Here is an 18,830-nt window from a genome sequence, read left to right as displayed (position 1 = left end):
TTCGTTCGCAACCCATGCGGTGTTCAGCAGCCACTGAGCTACGTCGGTGTTGTCCATGTAGGCGCCGCGAACGGTGTCAGTTTTGGTTGCGAGTGCCTTCACGTCAGCTGCGTTGGCGCCCTTGAAGAAGATCGGCACGAGCTGGTTGGTGTGGTCGCCGCTGTTCCAGCTGAGCGATGCGTACTTGTTTGCTGCCTGCGCTGGTGTAGCCTGAGCGCTGCGCTGAGCTACAGCGTTGTCGCCGCCCTGTGGGATCATCGGAGCGAAATCACCTGCTGGTGCACCCGAGAGGTAGCCGGTTTCGTGGTCTGCAGTCACCATGACGAGGGTTTCGTCCCAGCTGGAGTTCTTTTCAACCCATTCGATGACAGCCTCGACTGCCTTGTCGAAGTCTTCGACCTCTTCGACGTCGCGCTCGGTCTGGTTTGCGTGGCCGGCCCAGTCGATAGCGCCGCCTTCAACCATGAGGAAGAAGCCCTTGTCGTTGTTATCGAGGACGTTGAGTGCACCCTCGGTCATGGTGCGCAGATCGATAACGTCGTTCTTTGCTGCACCCGCTGCGCGGCTCTGCTGGAGGGTGTTTCCAACCTGAGCGATGCCGAACACACGGGATGGGGTCCCGCTCTCGGTGAGCTTGCGGAAGCTTTCGTTGTCCTCGATGAACGCGTAGTCGGTATGTCCGCCTGCGAGCTTCTCGTATTCTTCTGCGGCGATGTACTTGTAGTTCGGCGTAGCGAGCTTCTTGTTGTTGTCGTCGAAGTATGGGTGACCGGCACCCATCACGACGTCCATGTCGCCCTCTACCTGTTCCTTGGCGATGCCGTGGTAGTCCTGGCGGCGTTCGTTGTGCGCGGAATACGCAGCTGGGGTGGCGTGGGAGAACGGAACGCTGGAAACCACGCCTGCGGACTTGCCGAGGGACTTAGCGCGCTCACTGAGGTTCTCTACGACCTTCTTGTTCGGGTCAACGCCGATACCTGCGTTGTAGGTCTTGACGCCGGTAGCCATTGCGGTACCTGCCGCAGCCGAGTCAGTTGGCTTGTTCTTGACCCAGTTGAAGTCAGTCCATGCTTCTGCGGTGTCGTAGACAGGGCCGTCTACCCAGTGGGTCGACATACCGGTGTGATCCCAGGTCTGCCAGCCTTCCTTAGGCTTGGTGTTGCCGCCGTATGGCATGACCTTCTTGTCTGGGCCCTTCTCTACCTGCCAGTGCACCTCGTTCTTGGTGAAGGCGTTGTAGTTATCGATGTGGCTGTAGCCCATGCCGTCACCGATGAGGACGATAACGTTCTTCGGGCCGTCGACCTTTGGCTCAGCGTTAGCTGGCACAGCGGTGGCGAACGATGCAAGTGCGAGGCCAGCTGCGGCCGTCGCAATCACAGGGGTGCGAACTGCTTTCACTGCGGTAATCCGTTTCTTTTGGCGTGATTTTGACCAACAGCTCTGAGCATAGGAAGTGAGGTAAACCTCAGCTGACCCTCGAACTAACCCGCATCTAAAGGAACCGTGAACGGATGAAGAAGAATCTTATGAAGTTGCTGGGCAGTAGCTAAGAGTTGGCCACAGCTTGCCGTCCGCTTAAACGGCGGAGGGCCGCCACGTATGTGGCGGCCCTCCGAAAATGCAATGAATCCGCGGGGATTACTCGGAGTCCTCCTCGGACTTCTCTTCTGCTGGAGCCGCGGCAGCCTCTTCGCCTGCTTCCTCGGTCTCCTCGTCCTCTGGGAGCTCGATTTCCTGTGGCTCTTCAACGGTCGCGATAACGGTGTCTTCTTCGATCTCGAGCTCGATGCCTTCCGGCAGCTCGATATCGGTAGCCAGGACGGAACCTTCTTCGCGGCCCTCAAGGTTCACAACGAGGGTGTCTGGAATGTTGAGAGCGTCAGCCAGGACAGCGACTTCCTGGATGTCGAGGGAAGCAGCCAGGCCTGGAGCAACCTCGCCCTGGTAGTCAAGGTAAACGTTAACGGAGACCTTCTCGCCGCGCTTAACGATCAGCAGGTCGAGGTGGTCAACAGTCTGACGCAGTGGGTGGCGCTGGATGTCCTTCACCATGACGAGGCGCTCGTCGCCTGCAACCTTGAGGGAAAGAATAGCGTTCGCCTGACGAACAGCCAGGGTGGTCTGGTGAGCTGGGAGCAGCAGGTGCTCTGGCTCGGTGCCGTGGCCGTAAACAACTGCTGGGATCTGGCCGTCGCGGCGTGCGCGGCGTGCGGAACCCTTACCGAAGTCTTCGCGGACCTCTACGTCAATGGTTTCGAATTTCTGCATGAGAGCTCTTCTCCTATTGGTCGATGACGCCACACCGTCTGAGTCTCCGCTCAGCGTTTGCAGTGTGCACACGCTTGCGGTGGTGTTGGCTGGTCTTCGCCCTGGGGGCTCGTCGTGGCTTCTAAGCTCACCTTCGGCTGTGCAGAACGCATCCAGCCGGTAAATCCAGAAGGCCTCGTCGATCACGGGAACAGGGGTTCCCCTCGCCTGGGCAACTCCCCTAGTCTACCAGAGCTTTCACTGTGCTCTTAAACGCAAGTGCCCCGTCACATCGGAACGTGGAGGGGCACTTGGCTGAGGCCTGAATGAAACGCTTACGCGCGGCCGTCGAAGAGGCTCGTGACGGAGCCGTCTTCGAAGACTTCCTTGATCGCGCGCGCCAGAAGCGGAGCGATCGAGAGCACGGTCAGGTTGTGGAAGTGCTTCGATGCTGGGACTGGCAACGTGTTCGTGACAACCACTTCGCGTGCGCCGGATTCGCTCAGGCGCTGAGCGGCTGGGTCGGAAAAGACCGGGTGGGTCGCCGCGATGATGACGTCCTTAGCACCTGCGTTCTTGAGCACGGAAACAGCGCCGGAGATGGTGCCGCCGGTGTCGATCATGTCGTCGATGAGGATGCAGACGCGGTCCTTGACGTCACCGACCACGGTCTTGGACTCTGCCTTGTTCGGAACCGTGAGGTCGCGGGTCTTGTGGACGAACGCGAGCGGCGCGTGGCCGAGACGCTCAGCCCACATTTCGGCGACGCGGACGCGGCCGGTGTCTGGGGAGACGATCGTGAGCGGCTCATTGCCTACGCGGGTGCGGATGTAGTCGGCGAGCAACGGGATCGCCATGAGGTGGTCGACCGGTCCGTCGAAGAAGCCCTGGATCTGCGAGGTGTGCAGGTCCACGGACATGATGCGGTCAGCACCCGCCGTCTTGTAGAGGTCTGCTACGAGGCGAGCGGTGATCGGCTCGCGGCCGCGTCCCTTCTTGTCCTGGCGCGCGTATGGGTAGAACGGCGAGACCACGGTGATGCGGCGGGCGGAAGCACGCTTGAGCGCATCGATCATGATGAGCTGTTCCATGAGCCAGTTGTTCATCGGGAACGGATGCGACTGGATCACGAAGCATTCTTTACCGCGAACGGAATCCCCCGGGCGTACATAGATCTCGCCGTTGGCGAAGTCGTACGCAGAAACCGGCGCGAGTTCAGTTTCGAGCTCGTCGGCGATCTGCTGTGCCAGCTCTGGGTGGGCACGGCCGGAAGCCAAAACCAGTTTCTTGTCTACGTTGTAGCTCAGTTCAGACATTGCAGGCTGTCCGTTCTCCTCGAAGATGGGGTGTTAAGTGGAGCTTATATCTCTGCGCCGAATCGGAGTAGCCCGCCGCAGAAAGGTCTAGTTCTTGTCGCCTTCTGCTGGCGTCGCTTGATCTGCTGGCTTGTTTGAGCTCAATGCCGCCGCAACAGCGGCGGGGGTTCCGGACCGTTTCGCTTCAACCCAGCCTTCCTTATTGACCTGCGGGGCTTCCGAGATCACGAGGGCACCTGCCGGCACGTCCTTACGAACCACAGCGCCGGCGCCGGTATAGGCACCGTCACCGATCTCTACCGGAGCGATGAACACGGTAGATGCGCCGGTGCGAACGTGCGAACCGATCACGGTCTTGTGCTTGTTAACGCCATCGTAGTTAGAGGTGATGTTGCCGCAGCCGATGTTGGAGTCTTCACCGATGATCGCGTCACCCGAGTAGCCGAGGTGGGACAGCTTGGTGCGGTCACCGATCTGGACGTTCTTCGTTTCGTAGAACGCGCCGATCTTGCCGTCTTCGCCGAGCACGGTGTCTTTGCGGAGGTGACTGAACGGCCCAACAGTCGAGCCGGAGCCGATGCGGGATTCGGTTGCGTCGGTGCGCTTGACGGTTGCGTTCTGCCCGACGTGGGTGTCACGCAGCGTAGTGTCTGGGCCGATCACCGAGCCCTGGCCCACCGAGGTCCGGCCAACGAGCTGAACGTTCGGCAGCAAGGTCACGTCCTGGGACAAAGCGACGTCGACGTCGATCCACGTAGTTTCCGGATCCTGGATCGTCACACCTTCGCGCATCCACTTTTCGGTGATGCGGCGGTTGAGTTCACGCCCGAGCGCGGAAAGCTGGACGCGGTCGTTTGCGCCTTCAACCTGCCACTGGTCGGTGGTCACGGCCGCGGAGATGCGGTGGCCGTCTTCACGCATGATGCCGAGCACATCGGTCAGATACATCTCGCCTTGCGCGTTATCGGTTGATACGCGGGACAGCGCGGAACGCAGTTCGTTCGCCGAGAACGCGTAGATGCCGGAGTTGACCTCGTTGATGAGCCGTTGCTCGTCGGTCGCGTCCTTGTGTTCGACGATGCCCGCGACGTCGCCGTTCTCATCACGCACGATGCGTCCGTAACCTGTTGGATCGTCGATGGTTGCGGTCAGGACGGTCGCCGCGTTGCCTTCGGAATCGTGGCGCTCAATGAGTTCGGTCAGAAGCTCCGGGGTCAACAGCGGAACGTCGCCGTAGGTTACGAGCACGGTGCCTTCGGTGAGGTCGTCCATCGCTTCAAGGCCAACCTGGACGGCGCGGCCGGTGCCTGGGATCTCGTCCTGGTCGACGATGCTCACGTCAGGTGCGTGGTCAAGAACGTGGGAAGCGACGCGGTCACGCTGGTGGCGGACAACGACGACGAGGCGGTCCGGTTCGAGCGCGTGCGCGGTGTCGAGCGCGTGGCCGACCATCGAACGGCCGCCGAGCGTGTGGAGGATTTTCGGCGTAGAGGATTTCATACGCGTTCCAGCGCCTGCGGCTAGAACGATCACTGCTGCCGGATGGACGTTTTCGCTGGACACCTGGCTATGTTTCCTTCCACTGTCCTGCCACTACCGCTCCGCCACTAGGATTCGAACCTAGACCACACAGCTCCAAAGGCTGGCGTGCTGCCGTTACACCATGGCGGACCAACCTGACGCAGCTAAAACTGTTCAGGCCGTTCCCCATTGTGCCACGTCGCGCCTTGTTTTCTTAACCGGATGTCTCATGAACGTCTATCTGGGCGTCACGGTATCTGGCGTAGGAACCAGCTCATGAGGGCGTCGAGGTGAGTTTTGTCACCGTAGAGGTCTTCCGGGTGCCACTGGACGGCGAGCATCGCGGGATGTTCGGGGTGTTCCGCCGCTTCGATGAGCCCATCCGGTGCGGTCGCGACGGGCACGAGGCCCTCGGCGAGCACATCGACAGCTTGGTGGTGTGCGGACCTGACCGTGATCTGGCGCGTCCCGTAGATGCTTTCGATCGCGCTTCCAGCCGCGAGGCTCACGCTGTGGTCGGCCCAGCCGTCGCCATCGGGTTCTGACTTGTGGATCGTGAGGCGGCCGATGTCGGGGATGAGCGTTCCGCCGAGCGCCACGTTGATGATCTGTAAGCCACGGCAGATGCCCAGTAGCGGTTTGCGGGCGGCCAAGGTTTCGTGGACCAGGGCGATCTCGAACTCATCGGCGCTCGCGCTCACACCGGCAAGGTCGACATCGCGCCAACGCTCACGTTCGAGTTCGTAAAACCTTGGGTGCATGTCAGCACCGCCCAGGATCACGACCGCGTCGGCGCCGGCCACAACCTCGCGAGCGCTACGGCCGGGCCGGAGGGCATCGATAAACCACGGCTGCACGTGCCCGCCGACTTCAACCCGACCGACTTCAACCCCGCTGACCTCAACGATCGAACGCCCCGTGTTAGCGGCGAGTCCGTGGAGCTCGTCCGCATACTCCTGGGGAACGTTGACCGCGTCCATGACATAGGACAGCGCGATGCGCCGCGGCCGGTACTCGGATGTTTTGGATTCCGATGTGTGCGGCGATGCGTTCGGGGCCGATGTTGCGGCCTCAGCTACTCCCGTTTGCTTCTGCATCAGTCGACCTTCTCGGATTCTTCGAGCCACGCCATCTCGAGCTCGTCCCGGTGATCCCGCGCCTCGCTGGCTTCCTGGGTCAGCTGAGTGACCGCATCGAAATCCCCGGCTTCGGTGGCCGCAACGAGTTTCGCCTCGGCCTCGGCGAGCGCCTTTTCTGCGCGTTCGAGCTGGCGTTCGTAGCGTTGCATGTTTTTACGGGCTTCGCGCTGTTCTGCCGCGGAATAGGTCGGCCCGTTCGGCTCTGCTCCGGTGCCAGCTTCAGCCGACGATGCGGTGGCCCCCGAATCTGCACCCCCGGCCTGGCCTGCAACGGACTGTACCCCATCGGCCTGCAGCGCTTGCTCCCGCAGCTGCAGGTATTGGTCGACGCCGCCTGGGAGGTCGCGGATCTTGCCGTCGCCGAGCAACGCCATCTGATGGTCGGTGACGCGCTCCAAGAGATAGCGGTCGTGGGAAACCACGATGAGCGTTCCGGCCCACGTGTCGAGGAGGTCTTCGATCGCGGCGAGCGTGTCGGTATCGAGGTCGTTGGTCGGCTCGTCGAGCATCAGCACGTTGGGTTCGCCGACCATGAGCCGCAAGAGCTGGAGGCGTCGCTTCTCGCCGCCGGACAGATCACGCACCGGCGTGTACTGCTTGTGCGAGTTGAACCCGACCTGTTCGAGCAACTGGCCTGCAGAAACTTCGCGGCCACCCGCAACGAACTGGCTGCCTTCAGCCTTGATGACGTCCACAACCCGGGTGTCTGCGAGCTCATCGAGCTCTTTGACTTCCTGCGACAAGATCGCCGAAACCACGGTCTTGCCGCGCTTGACGCGTCCGTCGCTCGGCTCGATCTGCCCGTCCAAGAGCCGCATGAGCGTTGACTTGCCCGCACCGTTGACGCCCACGAGCCCCACGCGTTCGCCCGGTGCGAGCCGCCACGTGATGTTGTCGAACAACGTGCGGCCGTTCGGCAACGTGTAGGTGAGGTTTTCGGCGTCGATGACGTCTTTACCCTGCCGCGCCATCGCCATCTTCTTAAGTTCGAGGCTCTCGCGCGGGGCCGGAACGTCCTCGATGATCGCGTTAGCGGCCTGGATGCGGAACTTCGGCTTCGATGTGCGTGCCGGCGCGCCGCGGCGAAGCCACGCGAGCTCCTTCTTGACCAGCTGCTGCCGCTTGCTTTCCTTGACCGCAGCCGCGCGGTCGCGTTCCGCGCGAGCCAGCACGTACGCGGCGTAACCGCCATCGAAAGCATCGACCACCGCATCGTGCACTTCCCACGTCATGGTGCACACGGCGTCCAAGAACCAGCGGTCGTGCGTGACCACGAGGAACGCGTTCTCGTTGGCGCGCCAACGCTGGTTGAGGTGCTGGGCAAGCCACGCGACACCTTCAACGTCGAGGTGGTTGGTCGGCTCGTCGAGCATGATGACGTCCCAGTCCGCCACCAAAAGCTTCGCGAGCGCGGTACGGCGGCGCTGCCCGCCCGAAAGCTCACCGACCTTCTTGTGCAGGTCGATGCCTTCGGTGAGGCCGTCCATGATGTCGCGGATGCGAGGGTCGGCGGCCCACTCGTGTTCGGGGACGTCGCCCACAATCGCCTGCAGAACACTCAGCTCTGGGTCCAGCACATCGGATTGGTCGAGGTACCCAACCCGCAGGTCACGGCGATGCGTTACACGGCCCGTGTCCGGCTGCATGCGCTGCGCCAGAAGCTTCATGAGCGTTGACTTGCCGTCGCCGTTACGACCCACAATGCCGATGCGGTCGCCTTCGTCGATGCCGAGCGTTACGTCTTCAAGCACGGTGCGGGTACCGAACGTGATGGAGATCGATTCAGCACCTAAGAGGTGGGACATCTGTGTGGGGTTTCCTTCTGAATGGTTGGTTGAGTGAGCGGTGGGAGGCCAGGCCCCTAGAAACTGCCGCTGTGCGGGACGATGGATGCGCCTGCCGCGGGGGCGCTCACCACGATCGTTTGTACGTCGAGTTCGTCACGCACCTGCATTGAGATCCGTTCGGCGTGGGCGGACGAACGCGCGATGCACGCGAGTGTTGGCCCGGAGCCCGAAACGATAGCTTTGAGCGCGCCGGCGTCTTCCGCCCGTTCAATCACGTGCGCGAGCTCCGGTGCGAGGGCGATGCTCGCCGGCGTGAGGTCGTTATGGACCGAGGCCGCGAGCTTATGCGGATCCCCTTCGAGCAGCGCGTGCAGAACCTCAGGCGAAACTTCCTTGGGTGCCGGAAAGCTCAGGCCAGCTCGTGCACGTTGGCGGTCGAGCTCCCCGTAAACCTTGGGCGTCGAAAGCCCATAAGAAGCCGGGATCAAAACCCAATGGGACTCCGAACGCAACGGAACCGGGGCGAGGTCCTCGCCGCGCCCCAAACCGACGGCCGCTCCCCCATACAGCGCGAACGGGACGTCGGAACCGAGCCGCGCCGCGATCGAAGCGAGGTCTTGTCGCGTCAAGTGTGTTTCCCACAACGCGTTGCAGGCCACGAGCGCTGCCGCCGCATCGGCTGAGCCGCCGCCCATCCCGCCGGCGACCGGAACGCGTTTGAGGATCCGCAGGTCAGCGCCTGCTTTCACGCCGGTCGCCTCACGCAACGCGAGCGCGGCTTTGACAGCGAGGTTGTCTGCACCCACCGGGAACGTTTCGCGGTCCACCGCAATGGTCGATGCGTCATCTAGTTCCGCGGTGATCTCGCCGTCCGCGCGGTACAGTGCCGTGACTTGCTCATCCAGCCCGACCGCGAGATACAGCGTCGCTACCGGGTGGAAGCCATCTTCGCGCGGGTCGCCGCATTCAAAGCTGACGTTGATCTTGCCCGGGGCTCGAGCCGTGACAGAGCGAGCAAAACCCGATTGTTCTTCAAGCAACGGAACGCTCATTCCGCACCATCCTCTGCCGCGCCATCTGTAGCACCGGCTCGCGCGCGGGCGATCGCGATGAACTGTTCGATCTCGAGCTTCTCGCCGCGAAGTTGCGGGTCCACCCCCGCGGCACGCAAGTATTCCTCCGCGGCGGCAGCGGAACCTGCCCACCCAGCGAGAGCCGCGCGCAACGTCTTACGCCGCTGAGCGAACGCCGCATCGATCACCGCGAACGTCGCCTCCCGCAGCGCTTCATCGCCGCGCTCAGGCCCGCGCTGAAACGCAACCAGCCCCGAACGGATCTTGGGTGCAGGCCAGAAAACGTTCATCCCGATGACACCGGCCTTCGTCATCGTGCCGTACCACGTGCCCTTGACCGAAGGCACCCCGTACAGCTTGTTCCCTGGCCGAGCAGCCAAACGGTCAGCCACCTCGTCTTGCACCATAACCAGGCCGGAACGGATGCTCTCAAACTGCGCCAGAAGATGCAGCACCACCGGGACCGCGACGTTATACGGGAGGTTCGCAACCAGCGCATCGGGCGCGGCAGGGAGCTCGGTGACCTTGAGCGCGTCCTCGTTGATGACCGTGAGGTTCTGGTGTGTCTCCGGCCGCCATTCCTCAACCGTGCGCGGAAGCCGCCCCGCCAAACGTGGGTCGATCTCGACCGCGATCACTCGCTCAGCCGCATCGAGGATCCCCAACGTCAGCGACCCAAGCCCCGGCCCCACCTCCAGAACCGTCTCATCGCCAGCCAAGTCAGCCGCGGCGACGATCCTACGGATCGTGTTTCCATCGATCACGAAGTTCTGCCCCAGCGTCTTAGTCGGGGTCACATCAAGCTCTTCAGCGAGCGCGCGAATATGAGCCGCCCCCAAAAGCGGAGCCGAAGCCGGGGTTTCAGATACGTGAGTCATCCCCTTCATCCTAATGTCCCACAACAGATCAAGCCCACGACGCCGCGGTTGGGTTCCGCTGCATCGTGGGCTTGAACTGTATTTACTTAGCTTTTTACGGCTGAGCTTTTATGGCTTAGCGCAGGCCGAGGCGTGCCGAGCATGCTGGCCAGTGACCCCAGCCACCGTTAGCGCGCAGCTTCTCTGCGGTAGCGATCTGCTCTGCAGGGGTTGCCTGGTGAGGCAGCGGAGCGTACTTGGTGCCGCCGGCTGCACGCCAGGACGAAGCCGAGAACTGCAGGCCGCCGTAGTAGCCGTTACCGGTGTTGATGGACCAGTTACCACCGGACTCGCACTGAGCGAGTGCCTGCCAGGTCGCGGAGATGTTGCCCGTTGGGGCCTTAGCCTTGGACTTCGAACCGGAGCTCGAAGACGAGGAGGACAACGAGGACGAAGCCGACTTGGTTTCGGCCTTCTTGGTGCCGACCTTGACGAGCGCATCAACTGGTTCGCGGGTCACCTCGTCGGAAACCTTCTTGGAGGAGACCTTCTTGCCGTTACGGAGCACGGTCTCGGTCACGACCTTGCGTTCACCGGACTTACCAGCCTTGACGGTCTTGGTCTGACCCTTCGGAAGCGAGGAGTCGTTTTCGCGCTTGGTTTCGAACGCGATCTTCTCCGTCTTCGTTTCCTTCTTCTTCTCGATCTTGTTGTAGGTGATGGTGATGCCCTCGGACACAACGGTGTTGCGTGCCGGCTTCACTTCATCATCCTTGCCAACTTTGACGCCCTTTTCTTCCAGGACTGCGTCAACGTCGAGTGCGGTAGTCGTGAGGGTCGACTTCTTGCCCGCGAGATCCAGCTTGACTTCCTTAGGGGTCAGCACAGTCAAGGTCTCGGCGCTTGCAAGCTGAACATCGCCATCGAGGTTGATGTCCGAGCCATCTTCAAGCTTGAGTTCGTCAACCAGCTCGTCCACCGTACGAGCTGTGGTCATGACGGTCTTGTCTTCGCCGTCAACGGTGTAGTTGACCTCGTGTGCGGTCAAGACGTGGACGGTGTCGCCGTTAGCGATATCGGAATCGATCGCGGGCGTTACTTTGTCGTGCTTACCGACGTTGATGTCGCCGGCGCGAAGGGCGTCCTCAACCTTTCCACCAAAGGTACGGACGTTCTGGGATTCCCCGTCGACGACTACCTCAATCGACTTGTTATTTGCTACGAATCCAACGGTGCCCAGGACCAGCGCCGAAGCTACAGTCGCCTGGCCGCCGATGATCAAGCCGCGTTTCATCTTCTTGTTCACGAAAAACCTCATGCCTACAAAGGGCATTGTGTTCGGGGACATTTCTTGGCATGCGTGTCCACCCTCAGATGTCTCTGATGATGTGGCGTTTGGGGAAGAAAATGCATGTCTGCACAACGCCGAAGATCACGATGCGATAACAATCGTAACCTAATCGTTATCTAAGAGCTACTCCAGATGCCTGAGAAAAGCGTTCCACCCGGTCCAGGCCAGACGCGCTCCGTAGTCAAAATTGCGTGAAACCCGCGTCAAAATCACCGTAAACGCGCTCGCTGTTCTCAGTGAGAATGTGGCAAAACTCATCTAGATCCCACCCGAACATCTCCGCGACATAGCGAACAGCGTACGGGGTCATGTACGGAGCGTTCGGTCGCCCACGGAACGGGTGAGCCGTCAAAAACGGTGCGTCCGTTTCGGCCATCAGAAGCTGCGGACCGGCAGCGATGATCGCTTCGCGCAACTCATGGTTGTTCTTGAAGGTCGCTGTCCCGCCGAAAGAAACGTACCAGCCCTTCTCGCGAGCCTTCTGCGCCATCGAAACCGGGCCAGAGAAGCAGTGGAAGACGACCGTGCCGTCGAAGTTCTCTTCCTCCAGGATCCGGACCGTGTCCTCGTGCGCATCACGGTCGTGGATCTGAACCGGCAAGTTCAACCGCCGCGCAATATCAAGGTGCCGGCGGAACGACTCATGCTGGCCAGCCCAGCCGTCCTCCGTGGTCCGGAAGTAATCCAGGCCGGTCTCCCCGATCGCGCGAACTCGCGGATGCGCGGCCAACTGTTCAATGACTGACAAGTCATCATCAAGCGTGCCTTCAGCGGAGGCGCGCGCCGCATCGTTCGGATGCAAAGCAACAGCGGCAAGCACCCGACGGTCTGCCTCCGCCGCCGCAACAGACCAACGCGAAGACTCAACGTCGGTCCCCACCTGGATCGCACCGGAAATGCCGACCTGCTCGGCAACGTCCATGTGCTGGGTTACAGACAACGCGACATCGCCATCATGAAAATCCATGTGCGTGTGATTATCGATCACAGGTACCGGCAGCGGCTCCGGCGCCGGTGGATACTCCAACTTACGGCGAGAACCCTGTTCGTTCACGGCCGCGCGCTTGCGCCCGCTGTCATCACCGAGCCCCTCATGGGCTTCGGGGACGTATAAGCGTGGAGTTTCACCAGGAATCACAGAACACATGTCAACAACCTTATCGATGCGCAGGGGGCTTAATGGCACAGGGGCTTGAGGATGCGGCGTCATTAACGACGCGGTGGCCACCGCATCAGCGATGGCCACCGCGTTCTGTCAGCGACCAGCTTGGTCACCGACTTACATAAGAGGTCTTACTTCTTGGCGTACGGGTCAGCGATACCGATGTACTGAACGGTGCTGTACTCCTCGATACCTTCAGCGCCACCTTCGCGGCCGAGGCCGGACTGCTTGACGCCACCGAACGGTGCCGCTGCGTTGGAGATCACACCCTGGTTGAAGCCGACCAAGCCGAACTCGATCTGATCAGCAACGCGGATCAGGCGGTTGTAGTCCTTAGAGTAAATGTAGGAGGCCAAGCCGTATTCGGAAGCGTTAGCGAGCTTGATCGCTTCGTCCTCGGTGGAGAACGTCGTCACCGGAGCAACCGGGCCGAAGATCTCTTCACGCAGAATCTGGGCGTCGTTCGGAACGTCCGTCAAAACGGTCGGCTTGTAGAAGTAGCCGTCGCCTTCAACCTTCTCGCCGCCGGTCGCTACCTTGGCGCCCTGCTCAACGGCCTTGGTCACGATCGCGTGGATGTCCTCACGTGCGGACTCCTCGATAATCGGGCCAACGTTGACGCCTTCTTCGGTGCCGCGGCCCGGCTTGAGTGCTGCCATCTTCTCCGCGAACTTGCGGGTGAACTCCTCAGCAACCGAATCCTGAACCAAGAAACGGTTCGCCGCGGTGCATGCTTCACCCATGTTGCGCATCTTCGCAGCCATAGCGCCTTCGACCGCATCGTCAATGTCGGCGTCATCGAACACGATGAACGGAGCGTTACCGCCCAACTCCATCGACGTACGCAGAACGTTGTCAGCAGCGTCCTTGAGCAGCTGGCGGCCGACAGGAGTCGAGCCCGTGAAGGAAACCTTGCGCAGACGCTGATCCTTCATGATCGGGCCAGAAATCTTCGATGCGGACTGACCTGCCACAACATTGAGGACACCCGCAGGGAGGCCAGCTTCCATCATGACCTGCGCGAACAGCTGTGCAGTCAGTGGAGTCAACTTGGCTGGCTTCAGAACCATCGTGCAACCAGCAGCCACTGCAGGAGCAACCTTGCGGGTGGCCATAGCGAGCGGAAAGTTCCACGGCGTGATCAGCAAGCACGGACCAACCGGCTTGTGCTGCACGATCATCTTCATGTTGCCCTCAGGCGTTGCGTTGTAACGGCCGTTATGGCGAACCGCTTCCTCAGAGAACCAACGCATGAACTCGTTGCCGTACTTGACCTCGCCCATCGCCTCGTTCAGAGGCTTACCCATCTCCAGCGTCATGAGCAGAGCGAAGTCCTCGGCGCGCTCCTGAATGAGCTCGAAACCGCGACGCAGAATCTCGGAACGCTCACGGGCAGGGGTGCGCGCCCACTCGGCCTGAACCGCATCGGCGGCATCCAACGCAGCCATCGCATCCTCAGACGTAGCCGAGGCGAGCGTAGCCAGCACCTTGCCTGTTGCAGGGTCGAGAACATCAAACGTGCCACCATCGGAGGCATCACGCCATTCACCATTAATCAGCAAGCCCTTCGGGACTGATTCCAGCAGTTCGGCTTCGCGCTGTGAAGTCATGGCTCTCCTTTGTTACGGGTTATCGACACCGGTTATCGAGGTCTACTTAGCTCAACTTATATGTGATGTGAACTATTCCACCAGAAAGCGACGTTGCATTTCGTCCGCAGATCGTTGGTCCGGCGCCATATTTCGTTGCATGTTTCGCCGGATCAATACGGACGCTCACCCTATGGGCGAGCTTTGACCGCCGCGTCATACAGTTCACGGCGCGAGACGCCATAGGCCTCCGCGAGCGACTTACATACGTCCTTGAGCCGCTCCCCTTCAGCGACACGTTCCAAGACCACCGGAACCAGCTCATCGACGCTCGCTTCAACCTGTTCCGAAGCGCCTTCGAGCACCACCACGATCTCGCCCCGCGGCGGATCCGCCACGACCCCCGCAAGCAGCTCATCGAGCGTGCCGCGCCGATGCTCCTCATACATTTTGGTGATCTCACGCGAAATCACGGCACGACGGTCACCGCCCAAACCTTCGGCGAGCGCCTCGAGCGTCGCTTCGATCCGATGCGGGGTCTCATAAAACACGACGGTGCGGGTCTCGGTGCTGAGTGCCCGGATCACAGAGGTGCGTTCCGATGCTTTCCGCGGCATGAAACCTTCAAACGTGAACCGGTCAGTGGGAAGCCCCGAGGCCGCCAGAGCACAAATCAAAGCGGACGGTCCCGGAATCACCGTGACAGGCACATCCTCAACCACAGCCTGCGCAACAATCCGGTAGCCCGGGTCAGAGATACCAGGCATGCCTGCATCGCTCACCACCACAACGTGAGCGCCGCGGCGAGCCTTATCAACTAGCTCCTCGGCACGCGAACGCTCATTATGTTCGTGATACGCAACCAACTCACCGCGAGCCCTGATGCCTAAAGCCCGCAACAGCTTCGCCGTGGTCCGCGTGTCTTCGCACGCAACCACATCGGCCTCTTCTAACGCCGTAACCAGCCTCGGGCTCGCATCCGCGATATTCCCGATGGGGGTTCCAGCAATCTCGATGCGCCCAGTTACGTCACTCACACCACCAGCCTACCCACCTATTTCACGCCTTACTCAACAGAGCCTTCAGCCACATAATTCAATAGAGCCTTCAGCCGCATAATTCAGCACAGTTCAGTAGAGTGTGCCTGTGACTGTTTCCGCGCCTACCGCATCGACTGTTCAACGGCAACGGCACGCCCGCAACAACCAGGGTGCTGCGTTGACCCGATCGAAGCCGAGCCTTGACGAGTTGCTCCTCCGCCTCACCGGAATGCCTGGAGGCAAGCTCAACGCAGTCGTTTCACACGCCCGCTGGTGGCTGCCGCTACTGATTGGCGTGGTCGCCGCGGTTGTCCGGTTCTGGAACTTGTCGCACCCGTCCTCGCTGATTTTCGACGAAACCTACTACGTCAAAGACGCGTATTCGCTGCTGAACTACGGCTACGAACGCGAATGGCCTAAAGACATCAACGACGCCTTCGTCAACGGCACCGCGACCCCGAACGATAACCCTTCCTACGTCGTCCACCCACCGCTCGGTAAGTGGATCATGGCGCTCGGTATGGCGATCTTCGGAACTGACTCCGGTTTCGGTTGGCGCGCCGCTGCGGCTTTCGCAGGAACGCTCGCCGCAGTATTCACGACGATGGCCGCAACCCGCCTGTTCCGCTCGGCTGTGTGGGGTGGCCTGGCCGGCCTGTTCGTAGCCCTCGACGGGCAACAGATCGCGCTGTCGAGGACCGGCATCCTCGACATCTTCTACTTCATGTTCATCACGATCGTGGCGTGGTTCGTGCTCGTCGACCGCGATCACGGACGCCGCAAACTCGCGTACGCGCTCGCCGGCGGCAGTAGCGCTTCTAGTGCAGCCGGCAGTCACGGAACTCTTTACGGCGGCATGGGGCCACGCTTGTGGTCTCGCCCGTGGCAGCTCGGGGTCGGGATCTCGCTCGGCGCGCTGTGCGCGGTCAAATGGTCCGGCATCACGTTCGTCGCAGTGTTCGGCTTGCTGATCGTGTGGTGGGACTGCCAGGCCCGCCGCACCGCTGGGATCGAACGCTGGCTCACGGGCGGAATCCTGCACAACGGCATCCCCGCGTTCATCCGTGTTGTACCCGTTGCGGCGCTCACCTACCTTGCCACGTGGATCCCTTGGATGCTGGAACCGCGTGCATGGGGGCACGGGCTCGCGGCGCGCGAAGGCGCATCTTGGGTCAAGATCTTCCCTGGCTCACTCGCGGACCTCATCACCTACCACGGCAAGGCTTACGCGTTCCACACGGGGCTGACCAAAGACCACGGATGGGCTTCAAACCCCTGGACGTGGCTCGTCGCAGGCCGCCCGACCCTCTTCAAATGGGACACCACCAAACGCGATGGCGTCCCATGCGAAACCGGCCGCAACTGCGTCCAAGTTGTCACCGATCTCCCCAACCCGATCCTGTGGTGGGCCGGAACCATCAGCATCCTGATCGTGCTGTGGGCGTTCCTCGCACGCCGCGACTGGGCGGCCCTCATGATCCTCGCCGGGGTGGTGGCCGGCTACATCCCATGGCTGTTCTACCCAGAACGCACCATGTTCTTCTTCTACACAACCGGCTTCCAGCTCAGCTGGATCCTCGCCGTCGTCTACGCTCTACGGATGCTCGCGCCACCGGCGGGAACAGCACCGCGGCAAGCGAAGATCCGCACGGCCGCCGTCGCCGGCATCGTGCTCATCATCCTGCTTGTCTCAGCGTTCTTCCTGCCGATCGTCACCGGGCAGACACTCTTCAGCGAAGAAATACAGTGGCGCATCTGGCTTCCAAGCTGGACGTAAAACCCGAGACTCCACGGAACTACTCTCAGACCTACCCGTTTCCATCCACCTAACAACCAGGAGAAACAGTGCGCGAACGGTGCATGCCGCAACTTGAGACGCTGCCATCCAGCTACAACACGCCACAGCTGTTGCTAGACCGGATTGCACGCAACAAGCCACTGCCTGTCTACTCCGTCTACGACCCCGATACTGACAAGTGGGTAGACGTCACAGCAGCGCACTACAAACGCCTCGTGACCGACCTCGCGAAGGCCCTCATCGCTAACGGCTTCGAAGAAGGTTCCGTGCTCGCGATCATGGCGCCAACGTCCTTCGAATGGGCGCTTGCGGAACAAGCCGCGTGGTTCGCAGGCGGCATCTCTGTGTCGATCTACGAGACCTCCTCGATCTCACAGATCGAATGGATCCTCACCGACTCCAGGGCGTCCCACATCCTCACCCAGACCCCCGATGCGTCAGACCCGGCCGCGCAAGCCGTCGCCAACCTGCCGGCGGACAAGGCGCCCCGCCACCTCCGCATGGACGTCGCCAATGAAGCCGGGCACCCGGCCACCGTCCTCTACGACGGCGTGCCGATCGGCGCGGGCCTCGCCGACCTCATGGCCTCAGGGCGAGACTCCGCCGTCCCGGACGACGAAGTCGACCGCCGCCGTAGCCGTCCTGGCCTCGACGACCCCGCGACCCTCGTCTACACCTCCGGAACCGTCGGCCGACCCAAGGGCTGCATCATTACCCACGGCAACATTTCGCTGGTAGCCGTCAACCTCGTCGAGCACCTCAGCGAGGTTGTTGGGAACAACGGCCGCACAGCGCTGTTCCTCCCGCTGGCCCATATTCTTGCCCGCGCCGTGCAACACGCGTGCATGTACCGCGACGTCACGGTTTCGCACTGCTCACCTCACACCGTCACGCGAGACCTTCCGAACATCAAACCGACGTTCCTGCTCGCGGTACCGCGCATCTACGAAAAACTCATGGCCGGTGGGCTCGCGAAGGCAGAAGCCGACGGCAAGGGCTTCATCTTCCGGCGCGCACGCTACGTAGCGACCCGACGAGGCCGTGCCCAGGACCTCGTGCGCCGCGGCAAACCTAAGCCACGCGTCAACCCGCTCCACGCAACCGAATACCGGCTCTACAACAAACTCGTGTACCCCAAGATCCGCGAGATCATGGGCGGCGAAGTGCGCTACTCGATCTCCGGCGCTTCACCCCTGTTCCCCGACCTCGCGCACTTCTTCAACGCGATCGGCCTCGGCGTCCTCGAAGGCTATGGACTCACCGAAACCACGGCGCCGCTGACCGTCAACATGCCGGGTAAACAACGCGTCGGCTCGGTTGGCCTGCCGATCCCCGGAACCTGCGTGCGCATCGCAGACGACGGCGAGATCCTCGCGAAAGGCATCGGCGTTTTCGCAGGCTACTGGAACAACCCAGAAGCCACAGAGAAAGCGTTCGACGAAGACGGATTCTTCGCGACCGGCGACCTCGGCGAGCTTGACGAAGATGGCTTCCTCACGGTCACGGGCCGTAAGAAGGACATCATCGTCACCGCGGGCGGCAAGAACGTTGTCCCGGGTCCGCTCGAGGAGATCGTGCGCGAAGGCCGTATCGTCTCCCAGGTTGTGCTTGTGGGCGATGACAAGCCGTTCGTCTCCGCGCTCGTAACCCTCGACGAAGAGGAGCTACAGATCTGGGCGAAGGCCGAGAAAGTCTCCGGCGTGGCACGCTTCAGCGACGCCCTCAATAACAGCCGCGTCCACGAAGAAATCCAGTCGTACATCAACCGCGCCAACGCGACCGTGTCCCGCGCTGAATCGATCCGGAAGTTCGTGATCCTCGAAGAGGACTTCAACGAAGACGACGGCACCCTCACCCCGTCGATGAAGGTGCGCCGCCCGAAGGTCTACGAACAGTACGCCGACACCATCGCTGAGATGTATCGCAAGCGCAAATAAACCAGCGGCG

14 protein-coding genes and 1 tRNA gene are annotated in these 18,830 nt (G+C 61.5%); 2 read left to right on the top strand and 13 right to left on the bottom strand.

Annotation, left to right across the window (positions count from 1 at the left end):
- The 13 genes from CAY35_RS05540 to rsmI form a co-directional block, all read right to left on the bottom strand.
- A partial coding sequence (locus CAY35_RS05540; RefSeq protein ID WP_219930450.1) for an alkaline phosphatase occupies window positions 1-1,401 on the bottom strand: 1,401 nt, incomplete at its 3' end.
- Between the two features lie 240 nt (window positions 1,402-1,641).
- Window positions 1,642-2,271, bottom strand: coding sequence for a 50S ribosomal protein L25/general stress protein Ctc (locus CAY35_RS05535; protein WP_109303678.1), 630 nt, complete (start codon window positions 2,269-2,271; stop codon window positions 1,642-1,644).
- Window positions 2,272-2,585: 314 nt separating this feature from the next.
- Complete coding sequence (locus CAY35_RS05530; RefSeq protein ID WP_101630237.1) at window positions 2,586-3,566, bottom strand: ribose-phosphate diphosphokinase; 981 nt, start codon at window positions 3,564-3,566, stop codon at window positions 2,586-2,588.
- A gap of 87 nt (window positions 3,567-3,653) precedes the next feature.
- Window positions 3,654-5,129, bottom strand: a complete 1,476-nt coding sequence (gene glmU / locus CAY35_RS05525) for a bifunctional UDP-N-acetylglucosamine diphosphorylase/glucosamine-1-phosphate N-acetyltransferase GlmU (RefSeq protein ID WP_109303677.1) — start codon at window positions 5,127-5,129, stop codon at window positions 3,654-3,656.
- A gap of 36 nt (window positions 5,130-5,165) precedes the next feature.
- Window positions 5,166-5,237 (bottom strand) — tRNA-Gln (locus tag CAY35_RS05520).
- A 98-nt stretch (window positions 5,238-5,335) separates the two neighbouring features.
- Window positions 5,336-6,184: a gamma-glutamyl-gamma-aminobutyrate hydrolase family protein gene (locus CAY35_RS05515; RefSeq protein WP_109303676.1), complete on the bottom strand. Its 849-nt coding sequence runs from the start codon at window positions 6,182-6,184 to the stop codon at window positions 5,336-5,338.
- A complete protein-coding gene (locus CAY35_RS05510; RefSeq protein WP_109303675.1) occupies window positions 6,184-8,031 on the bottom strand; it encodes an ABC-F family ATP-binding cassette domain-containing protein in 1,848 nt (615 codons plus the stop codon). Before CAY35_RS05510 ends, CAY35_RS05515 begins: the two co-directional genes overlap by 1 nt.
- Before the next feature lie 56 nt (window positions 8,032-8,087).
- Window positions 8,088-9,065, bottom strand: coding sequence for a 4-(cytidine 5'-diphospho)-2-C-methyl-D-erythritol kinase (locus CAY35_RS05505; RefSeq protein ID WP_109303674.1), 978 nt, complete (start codon window positions 9,063-9,065; stop codon window positions 8,088-8,090).
- Window positions 9,062-9,964, bottom strand: coding sequence for a 16S rRNA (adenine(1518)-N(6)/adenine(1519)-N(6))-dimethyltransferase RsmA (gene rsmA, locus CAY35_RS05500; RefSeq protein ID WP_109303673.1), 903 nt, complete (start codon window positions 9,962-9,964; stop codon window positions 9,062-9,064). Before rsmA ends, CAY35_RS05505 begins: the two co-directional genes overlap by 4 nt.
- Before the next feature lie 115 nt (window positions 9,965-10,079).
- Entirely contained in the window at window positions 10,080-11,249 is a 1,170-nt protein-coding gene (locus tag CAY35_RS05495; protein WP_181377502.1) for a resuscitation-promoting factor, read from the bottom strand.
- Window positions 11,250-11,475: 226 nt separating this feature from the next.
- Window positions 11,476-12,441 carry a TatD family hydrolase gene (locus CAY35_RS05490; RefSeq protein WP_109303671.1) on the bottom strand — a complete coding sequence of 322 codons (966 nt, stop codon included), beginning with the start codon at window positions 12,439-12,441 and terminating at the stop codon, window positions 11,476-11,478.
- A 146-nt stretch (window positions 12,442-12,587) separates the two neighbouring features.
- Window positions 12,588-14,066: an NAD-dependent succinate-semialdehyde dehydrogenase gene (locus CAY35_RS05485; RefSeq protein WP_109303670.1), complete on the bottom strand. Its 1,479-nt coding sequence runs from the start codon at window positions 14,064-14,066 to the stop codon at window positions 12,588-12,590.
- Window positions 14,067-14,236: 170 nt separating this feature from the next.
- On the bottom strand, window positions 14,237-15,082 hold the full coding sequence (rsmI, locus tag CAY35_RS05480; RefSeq protein ID WP_109303669.1) for a 16S rRNA (cytidine(1402)-2'-O)-methyltransferase: 846 nt from the start codon (window positions 15,080-15,082) through the stop codon (window positions 14,237-14,239).
- A gap of 109 nt (window positions 15,083-15,191) precedes the next feature.
- On the opposite strand from rsmI, the gene CAY35_RS05475 reads away from it, so the two are divergent.
- Together CAY35_RS05475 and CAY35_RS05470 are read left to right on the top strand one after the other, a co-directional pair.
- Window positions 15,192-16,862, top strand: coding sequence for a dolichyl-phosphate-mannose--protein mannosyltransferase (locus CAY35_RS05475; protein WP_109303668.1), 1,671 nt, complete (start codon window positions 15,192-15,194; stop codon window positions 16,860-16,862).
- Window positions 16,863-16,945: 83 nt separating this feature from the next.
- Window positions 16,946-18,820 carry an AMP-dependent synthetase/ligase gene (locus CAY35_RS05470; protein ID WP_109303667.1) on the top strand — a complete coding sequence of 625 codons (1,875 nt, stop codon included), beginning with the start codon at window positions 16,946-16,948 and terminating at the stop codon, window positions 18,818-18,820.
- Window positions 18,821-18,830: the final 10 nt, after the last annotated feature.

Origin of the sequence: Pseudoglutamicibacter cumminsii (assembly GCF_003143995.1) — a bacterium.
GTDB classification, from domain to species: Bacteria; Actinomycetota; Actinomycetes; order Actinomycetales; family Micrococcaceae; genus Pseudoglutamicibacter; species Pseudoglutamicibacter cumminsii_B.
This window is presented reverse-complemented; position numbering and strand designations above follow the sequence as displayed.